The organism is Candidatus Pantoea communis, assembly GCF_011752685.1.
In the GTDB taxonomy this organism is placed as follows: Bacteria; Pseudomonadota; Gammaproteobacteria; order Enterobacterales; family Enterobacteriaceae; genus Pantoea; species Pantoea communis.
This window is the reverse complement of sequence record NZ_VWXC01000023.1, coordinates 49909-66293: the sequence shown is the minus strand read 5'-3', so window position 1 is coordinate 66293 and position 16385 is coordinate 49909. Positions and strand designations below refer to the sequence as shown.

The 16385-nt window shown below is 52.6% G+C and carries 13 protein-coding genes; 3 read left to right on the top strand and 10 right to left on the bottom strand.

The features are described from left to right. Positions 1-267: 267 nt before the first annotated feature. On the top strand, positions 268-471 hold the full coding sequence (locus F3J37_RS23395) for a hypothetical protein (RefSeq protein WP_166936151.1): 204 nt from the start codon (positions 268-270) through the stop codon (positions 469-471). Here the strand turns inward: F3J37_RS23395 and F3J37_RS23390 are convergent. The 5 genes from F3J37_RS23390 to F3J37_RS23370 all read right to left on the bottom strand — a co-directional run bounded on the left by F3J37_RS23390 (position 468) and on the right by F3J37_RS23370 (position 6376). Continuing rightward, a complete protein-coding gene (locus F3J37_RS23390) occupies positions 468-1178 on the bottom strand; it encodes a LuxR C-terminal-related transcriptional regulator (RefSeq protein WP_166936149.1) in 711 nt (236 codons plus the stop codon). The two genes, F3J37_RS23395 and F3J37_RS23390, sit on opposite strands and share 4 nt — an antisense overlap. 93 nt (positions 1179-1271) lie before the next feature. Next, positions 1272-2429, bottom strand: a complete 1158-nt coding sequence (locus F3J37_RS23385; protein ID WP_166936148.1) for a hypothetical protein — start codon at positions 2427-2429, stop codon at positions 1272-1274. Positions 2430-2501: 72 nt separating this feature from the next. Continuing rightward, a complete protein-coding gene (locus tag F3J37_RS23380) occupies positions 2502-4997 on the bottom strand; it encodes a CS1-pili formation C-terminal domain-containing protein (protein ID WP_166936146.1) in 2496 nt (831 codons plus the stop codon). A gap of 106 nt (positions 4998-5103) precedes the next feature. After that, complete coding sequence (locus tag F3J37_RS23375) at positions 5104-5607, bottom strand: CS1 type fimbrial major subunit (RefSeq protein ID WP_166936144.1); 504 nt, start codon at positions 5605-5607, stop codon at positions 5104-5106. Positions 5608-5632: 25 nt separating this feature from the next. Then, positions 5633-6376 carry a hypothetical protein gene (locus F3J37_RS23370; protein ID WP_166936143.1) on the bottom strand — a complete coding sequence of 248 codons (744 nt, stop codon included), beginning with the start codon at positions 6374-6376 and terminating at the stop codon, positions 5633-5635. Positions 6377-6655: 279 nt separating this feature from the next. Between F3J37_RS23370 and F3J37_RS23365 the strand changes: the two genes are divergently transcribed. Continuing rightward, a complete protein-coding gene (locus F3J37_RS23365) occupies positions 6656-7360 on the top strand; it encodes a response regulator (RefSeq protein ID WP_166936141.1) in 705 nt (234 codons plus the stop codon). Here F3J37_RS23365 and F3J37_RS23360 read toward each other — a convergent pair. The 4 genes from F3J37_RS23360 to ahpC form a co-directional block, all read right to left on the bottom strand. Further along, entirely contained in the window at positions 7326-9638 is a 2313-nt protein-coding gene (locus F3J37_RS23360) for an ATP-binding protein (protein WP_166936139.1), read from the bottom strand. The genes F3J37_RS23365 and F3J37_RS23360 overlap by 35 nt on opposite strands. A 101-nt stretch (positions 9639-9739) precedes the next feature. Then, positions 9740-12055, bottom strand: coding sequence for an ATP-binding protein (locus F3J37_RS23355; RefSeq protein WP_166936137.1), 2316 nt, complete (start codon positions 12053-12055; stop codon positions 9740-9742). Between the two features lie 159 nt (positions 12056-12214). Then, on the bottom strand, positions 12215-13783 hold the full coding sequence (ahpF, locus tag F3J37_RS23350) for an alkyl hydroperoxide reductase subunit F (RefSeq protein ID WP_034824881.1): 1569 nt from the start codon (positions 13781-13783) through the stop codon (positions 12215-12217). Positions 13784-13853: 70 nt separating this feature from the next. Continuing rightward, positions 13854-14417 carry an alkyl hydroperoxide reductase subunit C gene (ahpC, locus tag F3J37_RS23345; RefSeq protein WP_034824884.1) on the bottom strand — a complete coding sequence of 188 codons (564 nt, stop codon included), beginning with the start codon at positions 14415-14417 and terminating at the stop codon, positions 13854-13856. Between the two features lie 336 nt (positions 14418-14753). Here ahpC and F3J37_RS23340 point away from each other — a divergent pair, with 336 nt between their 5' ends. Beyond that, positions 14754-15206, top strand: a complete 453-nt coding sequence (locus tag F3J37_RS23340) for a GNAT family N-acetyltransferase (protein ID WP_166936135.1) — start codon at positions 14754-14756, stop codon at positions 15204-15206. On the opposite strand, the gene apbC is transcribed toward F3J37_RS23340, so the two are convergent. Then, positions 15203-16315 (bottom strand): iron-sulfur cluster carrier protein ApbC, encoded by a 1113-nt coding sequence (gene apbC / locus F3J37_RS23335; protein WP_034824889.1) that lies wholly within the window; start codon positions 16313-16315, stop codon positions 15203-15205. The two genes, F3J37_RS23340 and apbC, sit on opposite strands and share 4 nt — an antisense overlap. Positions 16316-16385 lie beyond the last annotated feature (70 nt).

Below are 16385 nucleotides of genomic sequence, written 5' to 3'. Positions count from 1 at the left end.
GTGCGACTGGTGAAGAGAATGTGGAAAAATGACATAGCCGCACTTTTCTCATCACGTTCTGCATTGGCAGAAAACCGTGCAGATCAATTTTATTAAGACACTAAATTTGATGAATAAAGCACTTATTAATCTAAACAGGCAAAATCGCGTTAATTAACTCATGCGTTGTAGTTGTTTGATTAATATCAATCTAATGACGTACAGAAAAAGGCCTAATCCCCTTCCGGACATGCACCGCACGATATTCACCCATTTCCGGACGCGAGAATGAAATTCGACTTTTTCAGCTTTATCCCGCACGCACACAAATGGCATAACATTATCGTCAGCCGCAAAGGGGCGGTCGCGCCAACAGGACGCGCGCACTATTCCACGCATATTCAGGCACAGTGCCAACGCTGCGGAGAGCGCATTCATAAAGTTTATTATCGCGATATCAGCGATAAACAGGCGCGCCGCTGGCTGGGTTAAATCTCACTTAAATTTAACTGGAAGATTTCCCGGTTCTGCGTAATACCCAATTTGCGCATCGCAGTACGTTTCTGCGTGCTGACGGTTTTTACGCTGCGATTAACCCGTTGGGCCACCTGAGACACGGTTAAACCGGCGTGAAGGTATTCGATAATAAATTTTTCGCGCGCGGATAGGGGTGAGCCAGCACTAAATTTGGTCACACCTTCAGGCTCATTAGGGATGCTATGCTCTGTACCATTGAACTGCTGAACATGACGTAATCCTGACAAAATATTTTCTGCAGACAGACTTTTACAGAAATAGCTTTTAATTCTCGGTCTTAAGGCCATGCTTAACAGCTGATGACGCCGACTTTCCCCCAACGCCACTAGCGACATCTGAGGATAATCCTGATGTAACTGTTCAACCACCTCTTTAATATCACTTTCGCCCTCAGGCTGGGAGAAATCAAGGATGGCAATATCCGCCTTGACGATGCTGAGCGAAAGCATCAGTTCTGCGGAATTACGACAGCAGTCCAGCACGCTGAATGCCGGGTTATCGTTAATAATGTGCTTCAGCCCATGCAGGTAGAGCGGGTGATCATCCATAATGATGATCTTCTTTTCACTCATGTTTTTCATCTGGTGTGTTGATAAATTTTGTAGTGGCGGTCTGTTATTTTTATATGAACGCCGGTTAAAATTATAAATAGACTTACACATCCCAATTTCAAATTATCGTAACCGTTTAAGGCAGGCATATATAACCAGACCACTCTCAATTCAGCGGTTAGCGGGCACACTGACCCGCCATGTTTATTCCACTTCACTATCAAATATCAGGGTCACCGCCCCTTTCCAGTTTGAACCGGGTGCTTTCACCATTTTCTCGACTTCAGGTCGGTTGACAACGAAATCAAGCTTCGAACGTAAATCCACCACAAACTGGCCGGGCAGATCGATGGTGTGTCCGGCTGCGTCAGTGTTGAGCAGCATATTACGCACGGGCTGACGATTGGAGGTAAAACCTGGGATCGTCATTTTAACATCCAGCGGCACAGTTTCAGCTGTCGCCTGGTTTTTAAGTCCACAACCAGCACCTGCATTATGTTCACATTGCATCCAGATTTTAAATCCGCTGGAGCTGCTGAGGGTAAAGAGTACCTCTTTTGAAAGCTTTTGCGGAATCATTCCGCCGTTAATCCAGGAGCTCCACCCGTTAGGCGGTGAAAGCTGAACGTTTTCACTACCGGATGGGAATTGGTAGAAAAATGCATGTTCCACTGTTGCTTCGATAGTGATTCTAACTTCGTTATCATTATAACTTAACGCATGAAAGTCTATATCCATCTCATCGCCAACAGTGTATACAACCACACCAACATATTTTCCAGCAGGCAAAGATAGGGGTTTAGGAGTAGTTAATATATAAGCAAAACTCAGCTCAAAGATGGTCCCAACTCCAGAGAAATCGCTTCCGTTCTTTAGCCGCTGATAGCAATTTATTTTTGAATCAGGTAATGACCACGCGAAGCTAAACTGAGATCCATTGCCAGAACCAGCTATCCCAGTACATCCCCCAGAGGGAGAATATCCAGTTTGAACATTTCCTGGTACTCCGGCCGTTCTAACAGAGAAAACGCTTAACCGAAAACTTGCCTCAGTTTCAAATCCTGTTTTAGTGTTAATAAGTTTTACTATTCTGGTTGAACCATCAACATCAAAATTCTGGTGATTATTTACTATATTATCTGATAAATTATCAAAATGCTTTTGAGCGCTTAAACCTGGTACTGCAACTGCAAAAATATCGCCCCGACAATTACCAGGGAAGCGCGTACAATACCCCCCTTTTATGGTTGTGTTAGTAAAAGAATTATTTTCAGGTTTAGTTATATCAGGTTCAAACACCGCAGTTATTTTTACATCTGCAGATTGGGATGAGAATACAAAAGCATTTAGCAAAACAAACACCACTATATTGAACCTTCCCATCAGAAATGAAGGAATGTTATTTATTCTTTTGCAGATCATAATTTAAACATCTCAACTTAATTCTTTAGTAATCGTTGCTTTATTTCTAACCAACGTCGTTGCTGAACAAGTAACATTGCCCGCAAATATCAATTCATCGCGTTTTTCAGTTTCCGGGTTAAGGCGAATCTCGCACTGCATACCGGAATGATGTTCAATACTCACCACCGGATTCTTCTCATGAAGCTCCAGGGTAAACATGCCGTCAGATTCGGTGACGGTGCGTCCTGCATGGTTAATCACTTTGGCACCACCCAGCGGCGTACCCTGGTTATCCACCAGGCGTCCCATCACGGTGACAGTCTTCATCACCCGCACTTCATGGCTGCTGACGCCGCCGCGCACATGGTGATAATCGAGATACTGCGGCCAGGCTTTCAGCGCTGGCGCATCCTTACCCGGGAAATCGATCTGCACCGTACCCGGTTTCCAGGCTTTGACCGGAATAAAGTTACGCCCGGCTTTCAACGGCGTAGTACCCGCTTCGTGGTAGGCCATCAAATCCACGCTTTCATCATCGGACACCACATCGACGATCATGCCGCCGCCCTGATGTTGCTGCGCGTCACGGCTGATCACCGCTTTGCCCTGCCCCAGGGCCAGCGTACTACCGACGTTGAGGCCACCGTTTAACTGGCGATCGGCGCTGGAGCGCTGGCCCCAGAAACTGCCATTAGCCAGTGGCGCATCAAACTGGTTGTAACTGCTCAGTCCCGCGCCGTAACGGTCGGCGGTGGCCGTCACGCTGCTCTGTTTCATAAAACTGTTTTCCCACTCCTGATTCAGGGTAGCGGAAGCATACAAATCACGACCGCCCTGGGCATCGGTACGGCTACCAATACTGGCACTGGCGCTGCGCCCCTGGCTACCGAGCGAGAAGCTGGCGGTTAACGCCATCCCCCGGTTACGCGTGTTGCCGTTGTCGCGGTAAGGCCTATCAAACGCCGAAAGCTGTAAGTTCACCGGCGTGCTGCCGATAGCAACACGGGTGTTGTAGCCGGCATCAATACCGACACCATTGTTACTGCTGCGATGCGTCAGACGGGCGTTCACGCCATGGTTGCTGTTCAAACGATAGCTGGATGACAGCGAAGTGCTCTGCTCGGTGCGTGGACGTGAGGAATAACTCAAGCGTCCCAGTGCATCTTCCGGCGTGTACCAGCTGCGGCTGTGGTTCAGCGCCACGTTGCCTTTTTCATGCATCCACATCGCCTGTGAGTCAAAACCGTAACCGGTAACGCTGCTGTGCCACAGGTTGCTATACAGCTGCACCTGCTGGCTGGCCTGCCAGTCCAGAGAAACACCTGCCTGCTTCTCTTTACCCACCTTTTGTACCGCCACCCCGCCCGTCATATTGGGCTTGATCAGATAGTTAAGGCTGGTGCCTGCCGCCATCTCGCCATGCTGCTGGTTACGCTTATTGCTCATCAGCGCCGTTTGTTGACCGGCAAACAGGTTGTAACGCAGACGTTGCTCAGGATTACGCCAGCCTGCGGGTTTATTAACAGTTTCAACGTTACGGCTGGTCTCCTGACCATCCTCCAGAATGCGCACTTCCACTTCATAAATACCGCCCGGTAACGGAGCGGTATCCAGTGCCTGTAAGCCAGGCTGCACCGGCTGCGAGTTAATCAACACGCCATTGCGATAAATCTCGGCAATCCCTTCACGGTTCGCCGTGACCCAAATCGGGTAAAGCGCAGGCGTGTTGCCGTCTTTCATCAGGGTATCGCTGCTGCCCATCATCACACCCGCCAGCGTGGTCACACCGCTGCCGCGCGAATAGGGTTGGCGTAATACGCCCTGACTGTCGGGTGAAAAAAGTCCACCGCGATAAAAAGTGTGCTGGCTCTCGCGCATCAAATAGAGCGAGGTCACCGCATGCTGGGTTTCTGCATCTTTCGCGCCGCTGCGATCCAGCTGATATTGACCAATGGCGCTCCAGTTGCCGATGGCGGCTTCAAGCCCACCCAGCCAACCCATTGCTGCGCTTTGTTGCTGCCCACCGGAAAGATTGAGCTGGTTGGATAACAGCATGCCCGCACTGCTCTGTTCCGGCAGTGCATGCCACAACTGCTGCCCCGCGCTTTCCGGCAATGCGGAAGTGATCAGCGTTAACTGCGCATTGGCAAGGTTGTAATCCGCCGCCACTAAATTCGCCGGGCAACTGCTGTTGCATTGTCCAAGAGCCAGGGGCTGAGAAAACGCCGTTAACCAACGCTGACGCTCAGTTTCCGTCCATTCACTACTGCTGACATCGGTAAAATTCACGATCTGTACGCGCTCATCTTCACTCAACACAATGCTGGCATCACCCAGCAGTTTGCCATCCAGCATCACGCGCGCTGAGATCGGCGCATTGAAAAAATGCGAACGAAAATCCGCTGGCATCGCCGCCGCCTGCTGCGCCAGTGATGGTGCGCGCTGTGGCGCGACGGCATCGGCCTGCGCCGCTCCAGCAGAGCACAGCAACAGAGTGATACCGGTGAGTGAACGGGACAGAGTCATGGCTAAAGTCCAAAATCTAAGTAAAAAAAGGAGGAAGTCGCCCTCCTCCTTTTGGTCAGTGTTAAAAATCTCTGACGCTTAATCCATGCGTAGAAAGAGCTGGTAATCAGCGGCTGCCTTCGTCGTCTGGTACGCTGTCAAACATCATGGTGATAGCACCGCTGTATTCGCCTGCCGCTGGGCGGTTAGCTGAAGTGAACGCTGTGGTCTGTGCAACGCTCATCACACGCGTTTTTTCCGTGCTGGCTTCGGTCGCATTCACAACTTCAACACCCTGAGCTGCGCCGACTGGCAATACCTGGTTGTAGACCTTCACAGTCAACGGAATCGGATCCGGGTTGCTGGAAGAGGTCAGCACCGCTGCATCCTGCAGATAGGCCTTGATGCCGCCATTGGCGTTCTTCATCTTCAAATCCTTGTTAAAAGCATTCAAAGACAGGTTGTTTTCATTCCAGGCCATACGCTGAGTTTCTGCTTCCCAACCGGTGCCAATCACGTAGAAGGTGTTGTCTGGAATTGAAGCTGCCACGTTGAACTGAACCTGTGCGGCCTGTGCAGCAAAGGAGGAAGCCATAATGATCGCCGCAGCGCTGATGATTTTTACTGACATGTTTAATTCTCCAAAAAATCGTTGATTAATAAGTGCTACCTGAAGACAGGGATTTCTTTTGCGTACCCTCATATAAGGTGTACTGCCAAACTTTTCCGGTATTAACCGGTTTTTCGAGCTTCATGCCCGGACGTAACTGATGGTTAGTTACGCTACTGCAATTTTTTAAACCTTTATCGCACTCTTTAAGCGAGTGGATAACAATACTGGCATTGCCATTATTACTGATTTGTAAACTGCGGTTGTTTTCCGTTATTTGGGTATCGAATCGCGCAGAGGCGGGCAGCACCGTAACAATGGTGCCAAACCCGGTTAATACCGTGACGCCTGCGCTGATTTCATTCTGATATTTCTTTGCTTCGTCTTTACTTAAACCAAATTCCTGCGCATCCTCTGGAATCACCGGAATATAACGCACGCGGTAATAGCGTTCTTTATCACGGCTACCGGTAAATACTAAACGGTTGCTCTGCATGCCCTTCGCCGGAATGATCAGGCGTGCCGGGCTGGAGATCAATCCTGTGCCGCTGCCTTTAATCAGCGCATTGGCATCGAGCTTATTTTCTGTATAACCGCTGCCGGTAAAAATCATTTCATCGACACTCACGCGCACAAATGCGGTGGCATCACCGGTATTATTAATTCTTTTCGCCAATGTGTTTTGCTTTGGCTGAATATATTCATTTAACTCACCGACGTTAATCATCGGTCCGGCAATCGCAGGCATCACCGCTAATGAAATAGCGGCAGCAAGAATAGCTTTTAACATGTGAACCTCATAAGCTTTAATTAAAAATCTCATGCTGCGCATCTGAATAAAGCATTCAGCCCTGGAGCGCCTGACTCAATCGGGATATGAACCTTAGTCATACTAAGTTGGTGGACTCCGCCACAGCGAGTAGGTGTACTTTACGGTTATGACGTCTTTTGATCCGCAAGAGCACTCTCAAAAAGGTTTTCCAAAAATATTCCTATCCGAGCTGATAACTGGCTCACAAAAAATGCAGTACACTCTTATTCATCCCGTTTATTAACATGAGTGTTAACGATGACAACCTTCTCCCGACATCACACTTCTATTGCGTTGCTGGACGATCATGCGCTGGTATTACGCGGCCTGAGTCTGGTCTTGGGTGAAAACCCGGACTTTCGTGTGGTAGGCAGTTTCACGCAGAGTAAAGATTTGCTGCAGTGCCTGAAGAGTGAAGAGGTCGATGTGGTGATCGTTGATTACGAACTGGAACCTTCTGACACCGATGGCCTAAACCTGATTAAAACCCTGACCCGCCTGCATCCGAAAACCGCGATTCTGGTGATTTCAGCACACTACAACCCCGCTACAGTGGCGCTGGCGATCCGCGGTGGTGCCAAAGGGTTTATCGGTAAAAATCGTCCGTTTGAGGAGATTCAAACCGCCGCGCTGGAAGTGAGCCGTGGCCGTACCTTCCTCGAACCGCAAATGGCACAGGAGCTGGCGCAACAGCAGCGTCACGGCGAAGTGTTACTCAGCGGCAATTACAGTGAAGAGAATATGCAGCGTGCCGTCAGCCTCAGCGCCCTTTCCCCGAAAGAGCAGGAAGTGATTCGCTGTTTTCTCACTGGCATGACGGTCACCGATATTGCAGAGAAATTCAATCGCAGTCTGAAGACCATCAGCGGGCAGAAGCAGAGTGCCATGCGCAAGCTGGGTCTCAAGGCCGACCATGAGCTGTTTATTATCAAAGATGAGCTTCTGAAGTCACTGCAGTTTTAAGTTCGGATAACCAGATCTCAGCCTGCAGCGGCGTCACAGGCTGCGCCGCTCGTAAATGGTTTTCAATCTGTTCCGCTGCGCTGGCCAATTGCAATAATTGATACATCTGCGCCGCACCGCGTAAACGATGCGCGTGATGCTGCATCTGCTGGTGCTCAAGGTGCTGGCAAGCATGAGCAAATTGCTCAACATCCTCAATCAGCCACTGTTTCACCTGCTCATCCAGAACTGGCATCGTGGGCGCTTGCGTTGCCACGCTATCGCGTGAACACCAGCGAGCCAGGCAATCCGCCAGCGCGGACAACACAATAGGTTTACTCAACACGCCATCAATACCGCTTAACTGGCACTGCTGATGATGCGCGGCATCATTCATCGCTGAAATCGCCACCAGCGGCATCGGCGGATTGCCGCGCTGTTTCTCTGTCATGCGCCAGCGGCGAGCCACATCGTAGCCGCTGATATCGGGCAAATTGATATCCAGCAACATCAGATCGTAATAGTTCTCCTCTTCCAGCAGGTTAAGCGCCTGCTGACCGTTCTCCGCCCAATCCACGTCACAGCCCAGAGTCTGAAGTTGTGCACTGAGCATGCGCTGTGCTGCTGGGTGATCTTCCACCAGCAAAATTGAGGTTCCCACGCTGAACTGCGGCAGTGGCGGCTCCGCTGGCTGGGTCTGTGCCTGGCAGATAAGGAGCGGTAATTTCAAGGTAAAGGTGCTACCTGCACCGGGTGCACTGTGGCACAGCAGGCTACCCCGCATCAGTTGGGTCAGTTGCCAGCAGATCCACAGCCCAAGGCCACTGCCATCATAGTGGCGTTCTGCGCCGGTATCGGCCTGGGTCCAGGCGTCAAACACGCTGCATTGATCCTCAGGTGCAATACCGATGCCGGTGTCCGTCACCGCCAGTGAGATCATGCAGGTTTGGTCCGAAAAATCTTCGGCTTCCAGCGTTAAGGTGACGTGGCCTTTTTCCGTGAATTTGATGGCATTGGACAGTAAGTTATTGATGATTTGTCGCAGTCGATGCGCATCGCCCTGCACCCAGCGCGATTGCAAATGCGGTTCGATAATGGTGTTCAGCATCAGCTTTTTTTGCTGTGCCAGCGGCCGATAGCTGTCACACACCGCATCAATCATTTCGCTTAGAGCAAAGGGATAGTGCTCCAGCACAATGCTTTTGTGCGACAGTTTGCTGTGATCGAGAATGTCATTCAGCAAGCCCAGCAAACTCTTAGCCGAGGAATTCGCCAGCGCCAGATATTGCGCATGTTGCATCGCCGTCACCGGACGATTGAGCAACTCCAGTGAAGCAATCATAGCATTCATCGGCGTGCGAATTTCATGGCTCATCATGGCGAGAAATTGCGTTTTGCGCTGCTCACTGGCCGTGGCCTGACGCTGAAGATAAAGCGCACGACGCAGCAAGAAGCCCAGCAAAAGCAGCAAAACCACGAAGGCCATTATCTCCCATTGATAGAGCGAGAAGATCACCCCCACTGTGGGATAACCCAGCTTTAAGTCACCCGCCCAGCGCTCATAAAGTGTATTCGCCTTCTCAGCCGGTATCGCCGCCAGGGCTTTGTTGATGATGCTGAGCAACTGTGGATCCTGCGCTCTCACACCCATGCTGATGCCGGCCATCAGCTCCGGAATCTGTCCGGCAATCGCCAGTTTATGCGAGAAGAAGCGATACAGCAGTGGACGCATCACCAGGTCTGAACCGAGTCCGAACTCCGCTCGATCATCATACACCGCTTCAAATACTTCACGGGTGTGATCGAGCGGCAGCAACAGGATGTCGGGACGATGATGACGTAGCCAGCTTTCATAGAAGGTATCGCGCCGCACCGCCACACGTTTACCGCTGAGCTGATCGAGCGATTGCACCGCGCCCGCACTGTTATGGCTGATCACCAGCGCTCCGGTGGAGAGCCAGCGCTGGCTGAAGCGCCAATCCGTAAGCTGGTCTTGTTCCAGTAACGCCGGGGCAAGCGCGGAGATCAGGCGAGGTTCAAACGAGTTCCGCGTAGCGAGTACAAAGCGCAGCCCGGTCAGGCGACTGATTTCATCGAGATAATCCCGGCTCAGGCCAATGTGTTCCCCATCCTGCGCATAATCCAACGGCCAGCTGGCAATGAAGCTGTAAGGGATCTCAGGGTTATCCGCGATCCAACGCTGCTCGTCCACGCTGAGCGGCAGCTTATTCGCCAGCAATAGTGAGGAATAACAGAGCCCTGCGAATAACAGCTGCAGGCTGAACAGACGAGCAAACATGATAGATAACCTGGCCGTTAGGGCGTTGGATGGCCGAAGCCACGCGCGAAAAAGTCCGGGTATTTGATGAAAATATCGTCTAATTCACTACAAGAGCACTCTCAATACGTTTCGCTGAGCGGGCTATGCTGTTGAAGTTGCTGGCGCCAGTGCGCCATGAGTTCGACATCAATCGCGCATTGCTGCCGCAGGTGGGTTTCGATCTCATCGCTGATGTTTGCCAATGTATCAAGTTGATACATTAGCGCCACACCCCTGACACGATGAATAAAGTAGATCATGTTTTGCTGATTTTGCTCGTCGCAGGCTTGGGCGAAATGGTCAAGATCCTGTTTCAGCCACATCTGCATTTCGCTGTTAACCGCCGGTGCCGTTGCCTTGCCTGGATAAAAGACTCCCAGCTTGCTGGCAAGATCGTTAAGTCGAATCGGTTTCACCAGCACATCATCCATGCCGCTCTGCTGACAACGCTGGAGATGCTCTGCGCCACTGATTGCTGAGATGGCGATTAATGGGGTGCGATCGCGCTGCTGTGCGCGTTCAAACTGCCGGATTTGTGTGGCGAGCCAGTAACCGTCTTTGCCGGGCAGGTTGCAGTCCAGCAGCATCAGATCGTAATAGTTTTCTTCTTTCAGCAAGCGCATCGCTTGCTCGGCGCTTTCTGCCAACTCGTAATGGCAGCCCAGCTGTATGAGCTGGGCGGCGAGCACCTGCTGGTTAGCCGGATGATCTTCCACCACCAGCACGGAAATATCGGCGGCAATCGCCGTTAAAGCATTGGCTGAGGAATCGGGAGCGCCTGCTTCGCAGGGTAATAACGGCAGCTCACAGCGAAAGGTACTGCCCACGCCAGGCTCGCTATTCAGGGTTAATTCCCCGCCCATTTGACGTGTTAGCTGACGGCACAGATACAAGCCGAGACCGCTGCCGCCGCGCAGACGCGCACCGCTGTTCTCTGCCTGTTGCCAGACTTGAAACAGACGCTGCTGATCGCCGGGTGCGATACCAATGCCGGTATCGCGCACCGACAACATCACTTTGTCATCATGCCAATGAGCTAATAGCGTAATTTCGCCGCTGTCGGTAAATTTCACCGCGTTTGACAGCAGATTGTTGACGATTTGCCTCAGACGATGCGCATCAGCCTCAAACCACTGCCCTTGCAACGCAGGCTCCAATTGCAGCGTGAGCGCCAGCCCTTTGCGCTCGGCCGCCGGGCGCTGGCTGTCGCACACGGCGGCCAGCAAGGCGCTCAAGTCACAGGGCGCGAGTTGCAGTGGCATTTGTTGTTGGCTGATTTTGCTGTGGTCCAGCACGTTGTTGAGCAGTTCTAACATGTCCTGGGAAGCCGAGAGCGCCAGCGCCTGATACTCCTGCTGTTTCGCTGGCGTCGAGGGCTTCTGCTGCAATTCCAGCGACGCAATAATGGCGTTCATCGGCGTACGGATTTCATGGCTCATCACCGCGAGAAATTCACTTTTAGCCTGTTCGCTCTGCTGAGCACGCTTTTTCGAACGCCGGGCGCTGGCAAGAGCTAACAGAATCACAATCAGCATGATGGTGCCGATGGCTATCTGGAACGGGTAAAGATAAAGGAGCACGCCCAGCCGTGGCGTACCCACTTCGACTATCGGAATCCAGCGCAGATAGATGCGCTGCACATCGTAACTGCTGATGTTCTCCATGGCTTTATCGAGAATCTCATGCAATCTCGGTGCATCAGGCGTTACAGCCATATGGATACCGCTGGCCATCTCCGGCACCTGCGCAGCAATGGCTAGTCGATCAATGTAGTGACGTTGCAGTACAGGCAGCATCACAATGCTGGAGGCAATCACCGCAGGCAGTTTGCCCTGCTCCACCTGCTCAAGCGCCTCGGGTAACGAGTCAAACGTCACTAACTGAATAGCGGGATAGTGCTGACGCAGCCAGGGCGCGTAACCGCTGTTACGCAGAATGCCCAATCTTTGCCCTTCCATCCTCGTCAGCGAACGAATGCGCACGGTATCAAACTTGCCGACAATCACCGGCAAAGTGTTGGTCCAGGATTGGGTCCACAGCCAGCGCTGGCGCTCTTCAGGCGTGAGCAGCTTTTCCAGCACCGAGGGCAGCAGCATCGGCGGATCGATCAGCGCCTGTTCAGGCGGCACGAACACGAAGCGTAAACCGGTGCGCTGCTCCAGTTCATCCAGCACCGTGCGAGTTAAACCGGTGTGTTGCCCATCCCGGATAATCTCTTCAGGCCAGCGCTGTTCAATAGTGTAGGTGACAACCGGATGCGCCTTGATCCAGGCACGATCGGCATCCGTAAGTGCCTCATGATGCGGCAACTGCTGATAAACCTGCGCTGCGGCCGGCACCATGGCGCAAAAGGCCAGCACCAGCCCCGTCAGAAATCCATATAAAAGTGCCTTCATCCCAATTCCGCAGTGAGTAGGGTTTAACCAATATCGAATGTTTTCAGTCTACAACCAAACCACAAATTTAATGTACTCGCCTCTTCCGCTAAATCGCAGGCAAAAAAAAAGCCCCGTAACATCCGTTACGGGGCTGCTGCGTGGCTATCGCAATAAAACTTATTCAGCCGGTTGGGTGCGGATCAGGTAATCGAAAGCGCTGAGTGAGGCTTTCGCGCCTTCACCGCTGGCGATGATGATCTGCTTGTATGGCACCGTGGTGCAGTCACCCGCCGCGAACACGCCTTTCAGGCTGGTTTCGCATTTGGCGTCGATGATGATCTCGCCCATCTTGTTACGTTCTACCGCGCCTTCCAGGAAGGTGGTGTTCGGCAACAGACCAATCTGCACGAAGATGCCGCTCAGCGCGATCTCGTGGCTGGTCTGGTTGTTACGGTCGATGTAGCTCAAGCCGGTGACTTTGCTGCCGTCGCCTTTCACTTCGGTGGTCTGCGCATTCAAAATCACATCGACGTTTTTCAGGCTGCGCAGTTTGTCCTGCAGCACTTTGTCGGCGCGCATTTCGCTGGCGAATTCCAGCAGCGTCACGTGCTCAACCAGACCCGCGAGGTCGATAGCCGCTTCAACGCCGGAGTTACCGCCGCCGATAACTGCAGTGCGCTTGCCTTTGAACAGCGGGCCATCGCAGTGTGGGCAGTAGGTCACGCCTTTGGTGCGATACTGTTCTTCGCCCGGCACACCCATGTTGCGCCAGCGTGCGCCGGTGGCAATGATGATGCTGCGTGATTTCAGCACTGCGCCAGACGCGGTTTCAATCGCGTGCAGACCGCCCTCTTTCGCCGCAGGAATCAGCTTGATGGCGCTCTGGGTGTCGATGACGTCAACATCGTAATCATCGACGTGGGCACGCAGTGAACCGGCCAGCTTGGCGCCTTCGGTTTTCTGTACGGAGATGTAGTTTTCGATGTCCACGGTGTCGAGCACCTGACCACCAAAACGCTCGCCCATCAGGCCAGTGCGGATACCTTTACGTGCCGAGTAAATCGCTGCCGCTGCGCCAGCCGGGCCGCTGCCGACGATCAGCACTTCATAGGCGTCACGCTTGTTCAGCTCTTCTGCTGCACGTTTCTCAGCGTTGGTGTCCACTTTGCCAACGATTTCCGCCAGGCTCAGACGGCCCTGACCGAACTCTTTGCCGTTCAGGAATACCGCTGGAACGCCCATCACGTTACGTTCGGTGATTTCGTTCTGGAACATGCCGCCATCAATCGCGGTGTGGCTGATGCGTGGGTTCAGCACCGCCATCAGGTTCAGCGCCTGTACCACGTCAGGACAGTTGTGGCATGACAGCGAGTAATAGGTTTCGAAATGCAGGTCGGTGTCCAGAGCAATCACTTGCTCCAGCAGGCTCTGCGACTCTTTCGAAGGGTGTCCACCGGTCTGCAGCAGGGCCAGCACCAGTGAAGTAAATTCGTGACCCATTGGCGAACCGGCGAAGCGTGGGCCGCTCTGGCTGCCTGGGTTAGTGATCAGGAAAGAGGGTTTACGAACCGGACGATCATTCTCTTCACGGAAGCTGACTTTTTCTGACAAGCTCGCGATATCGGCTAACAGAGAACGGATCTCCGCAGATTTAGCGCCATCATCCAGTGTGGCAATCAACTCAACCGGTTTCGTTAATTTCTCAAGGTAAGCCTTGAGCTGTGTTTTTAAATTGGTATCGAGCATAGTGAGTTCCTGTCAAGAAAATCGGGTGCCGTAGCACCCGATTGAGAAAGATCGAATCGCTGGGTGTGACTTAGATTTTGCCAACCAGGTCCAGAGATGGAGCCAGTGTTGCTTCGCCTTCTTTCCATTTAGCTGGGCAAACTTCACCTGGGTGAGAAGCCACATACTGAGCCGCTTTGATTTTGCGGATCAGGTCAGATGCGTCACGGCCAATGCCTTCAGCGGTGATTTCGATAGCCTGGATGATGCCCTGTGGGTCAACAATGAAGGTACCGCGATCTGCCAGACCTTCGTCTTCGCGCATGATTTCGAAGTTACGGGTCAGTGCGCCAGTTGGGTCGCCGATCATCGCGTATTTGATTTTTGCGATGGTTTCGGAAGAACCGTGCCAGGCTTTGTGGGTAAAGTGCGTGTCAGTAGAAACAGAGTAGATGTCTACGCCCAGTTTCTGCAGTTCTTCGTGATGGTCTGCCACGTCACCCAGCTCAGTTGGGCAAACGAAGGTGAAGTCAGCCGGGTAGAAGAAGAATACACTCCATTTACCTTCAACGTCTTTCTCGGTTACGTCGATGAATTCGCCGTTTTTGAACGCTGCGTTTTTGAATGGTTTGATTTTGGTATTAATGATGGACATGGTGACCTCCGTTAAAAGATGTGATGCAAGTTACAGTTTTTCCGGGCCAACTTCTAATATGCAGTCGTTATCAATCAGATAATCAAAAGCTATCAAAGTGCTGATGCCAGATTCCATGCGGCTTGCCGCGGCATTCTACACAGAAAGCCTGATGATTTGACAGGCTTTATCTTTTTTCGTCGGCTAGTGTTACCTGGGGTCGCAAGTTGTGACGACCGCCATTCATGGCAAAACTACGCATTAATTTGCACCCCACGAAAATCCTGCTTTGCTGTAGGGGTTGCCATTTAAAGCGACCGCCACGCTACATACCCTTGTTTATGATGGAGCCCGTGCTTGGACATTCGATTATTTGAGGAAGCCGACCGCCCTTTTCTGCGCACACTGTTTCTTGCAGCACGTCGTCACAACTGGACCTGGCTGGATGGCGATGATTGGGCACTGGAAGATCTGGATGGCGTGATTTTGGGGGAGACGGTGTTAGTCGCGTTGGTAGATGGGCATCGTGCCGGGTTCGCGGGCATCCTTCCTAATGACAACTTCCTGCACAGCCTGTATGTCGATCCTGCATTTCAAGGTCGCGGCGTCGGTAGCGCCTTGCTGGAGGCGGTGCAGAAGCGCTTTACCTCAACCGGCGTGCTGAAATGTCTGATGCTGAACGAGTTAGCGCAGGCGTTTTACCTGAAACACGGCTGGCAGCGTGAAGCCACCGGTGAGAGCGAGCAAGGAAAATATGTGCTGATGCATTTTCCGCTGGCGGCGCGCGCCAGCGGAAAAGTGAAGCGTTAAACCGCGCGGAAGGCAATATCGGCCGGAATCACATCACCCTGCCAGTAAAGCTGTGCCGCCACACGTCCGGCTAACTGACGGTACAGTGCGGTGAATTCGCTGTCCGGACGACGGATCACCGTTGGTTCACCATCATCCAGATCCTCACGCAGATTGATATGCAGCGGCAGTTGCGCCAGCAGCTGCGTGTGGTAATCCGCCGCCAGTTTCTGCGCGCCGCCGGTGCCAAAAATCGGCTCATGATGGCCGCATTCGCTGCAAATATGAATGCTCATGTTCTCCACCACCCCCAACACCGGCACGCTGACCTTCTCAAACATCACAATGCCTTTTCGCGCATCAATCAGGGCGATGTCCTGTGGCGTGGTGACCACCAGCGCGCCCGTCACCGGGACGTTTTGCGCCAGCGTCAACTGGATATCCCCGGTGCCCGGTGGCATATCGAGAATCAGGTAATCGAGATCCGGCCACATCGTCTCGTTGAGCAACTGCATCAGCGCTTTACTGGCCATCGGGCCGCGCCATACCATGGCATTTTCATCGGTGACCAGGTAGCCGATCGAGTTGGTCGCCAGTCCGTGCGCCATGATCGGCGCCATATGCGTGCCATCCGGCGAGGTCGGACGCTGGCTTTCGGTGCCGAGCATATTGGGAATCGACGGGCCGTAAATATCGGCATCGAGAATACCGACCTTCGCACCTTCGGCGATCAATGCCAGCGCCATGTTCACCGCGGTGCTGGATTTGCCCACGCCGCCTTTACCGGAACTCACCGCAATGATGTTCTTCACGCCTGTTGCGCCAGGATGATTTTTCACGCGCTTCAGCGTGGCAATGTCGTGGCGCAAACGCCAGTCGATAGCGCTCGCATGGGTGAGACGCAGCAGTTCGGCGCTGACTTGTGCCTTCAGCTCTTCGAAGGCCGAGGCCCAGGCAAACGGCATCACCAGTTCGATGTGCAGCTTGCCGTCGAGCAGTGCCACATGGCGCAGGGCTTTCAAGGTCGTCAGATTGTGATGCAGCGTCGGATGTTCAAAGTCACTCAGCACGCCGATAACCACCGCGCGCAATGCTTCGGGTGAATGATGTTCCCGGGATTGTGAAGTCATCCCAACTCCTTGTGTTTTCATCACGCCAGATATCGGCGATGTGCTTTCAATAATATCAGATGCCGTCCAG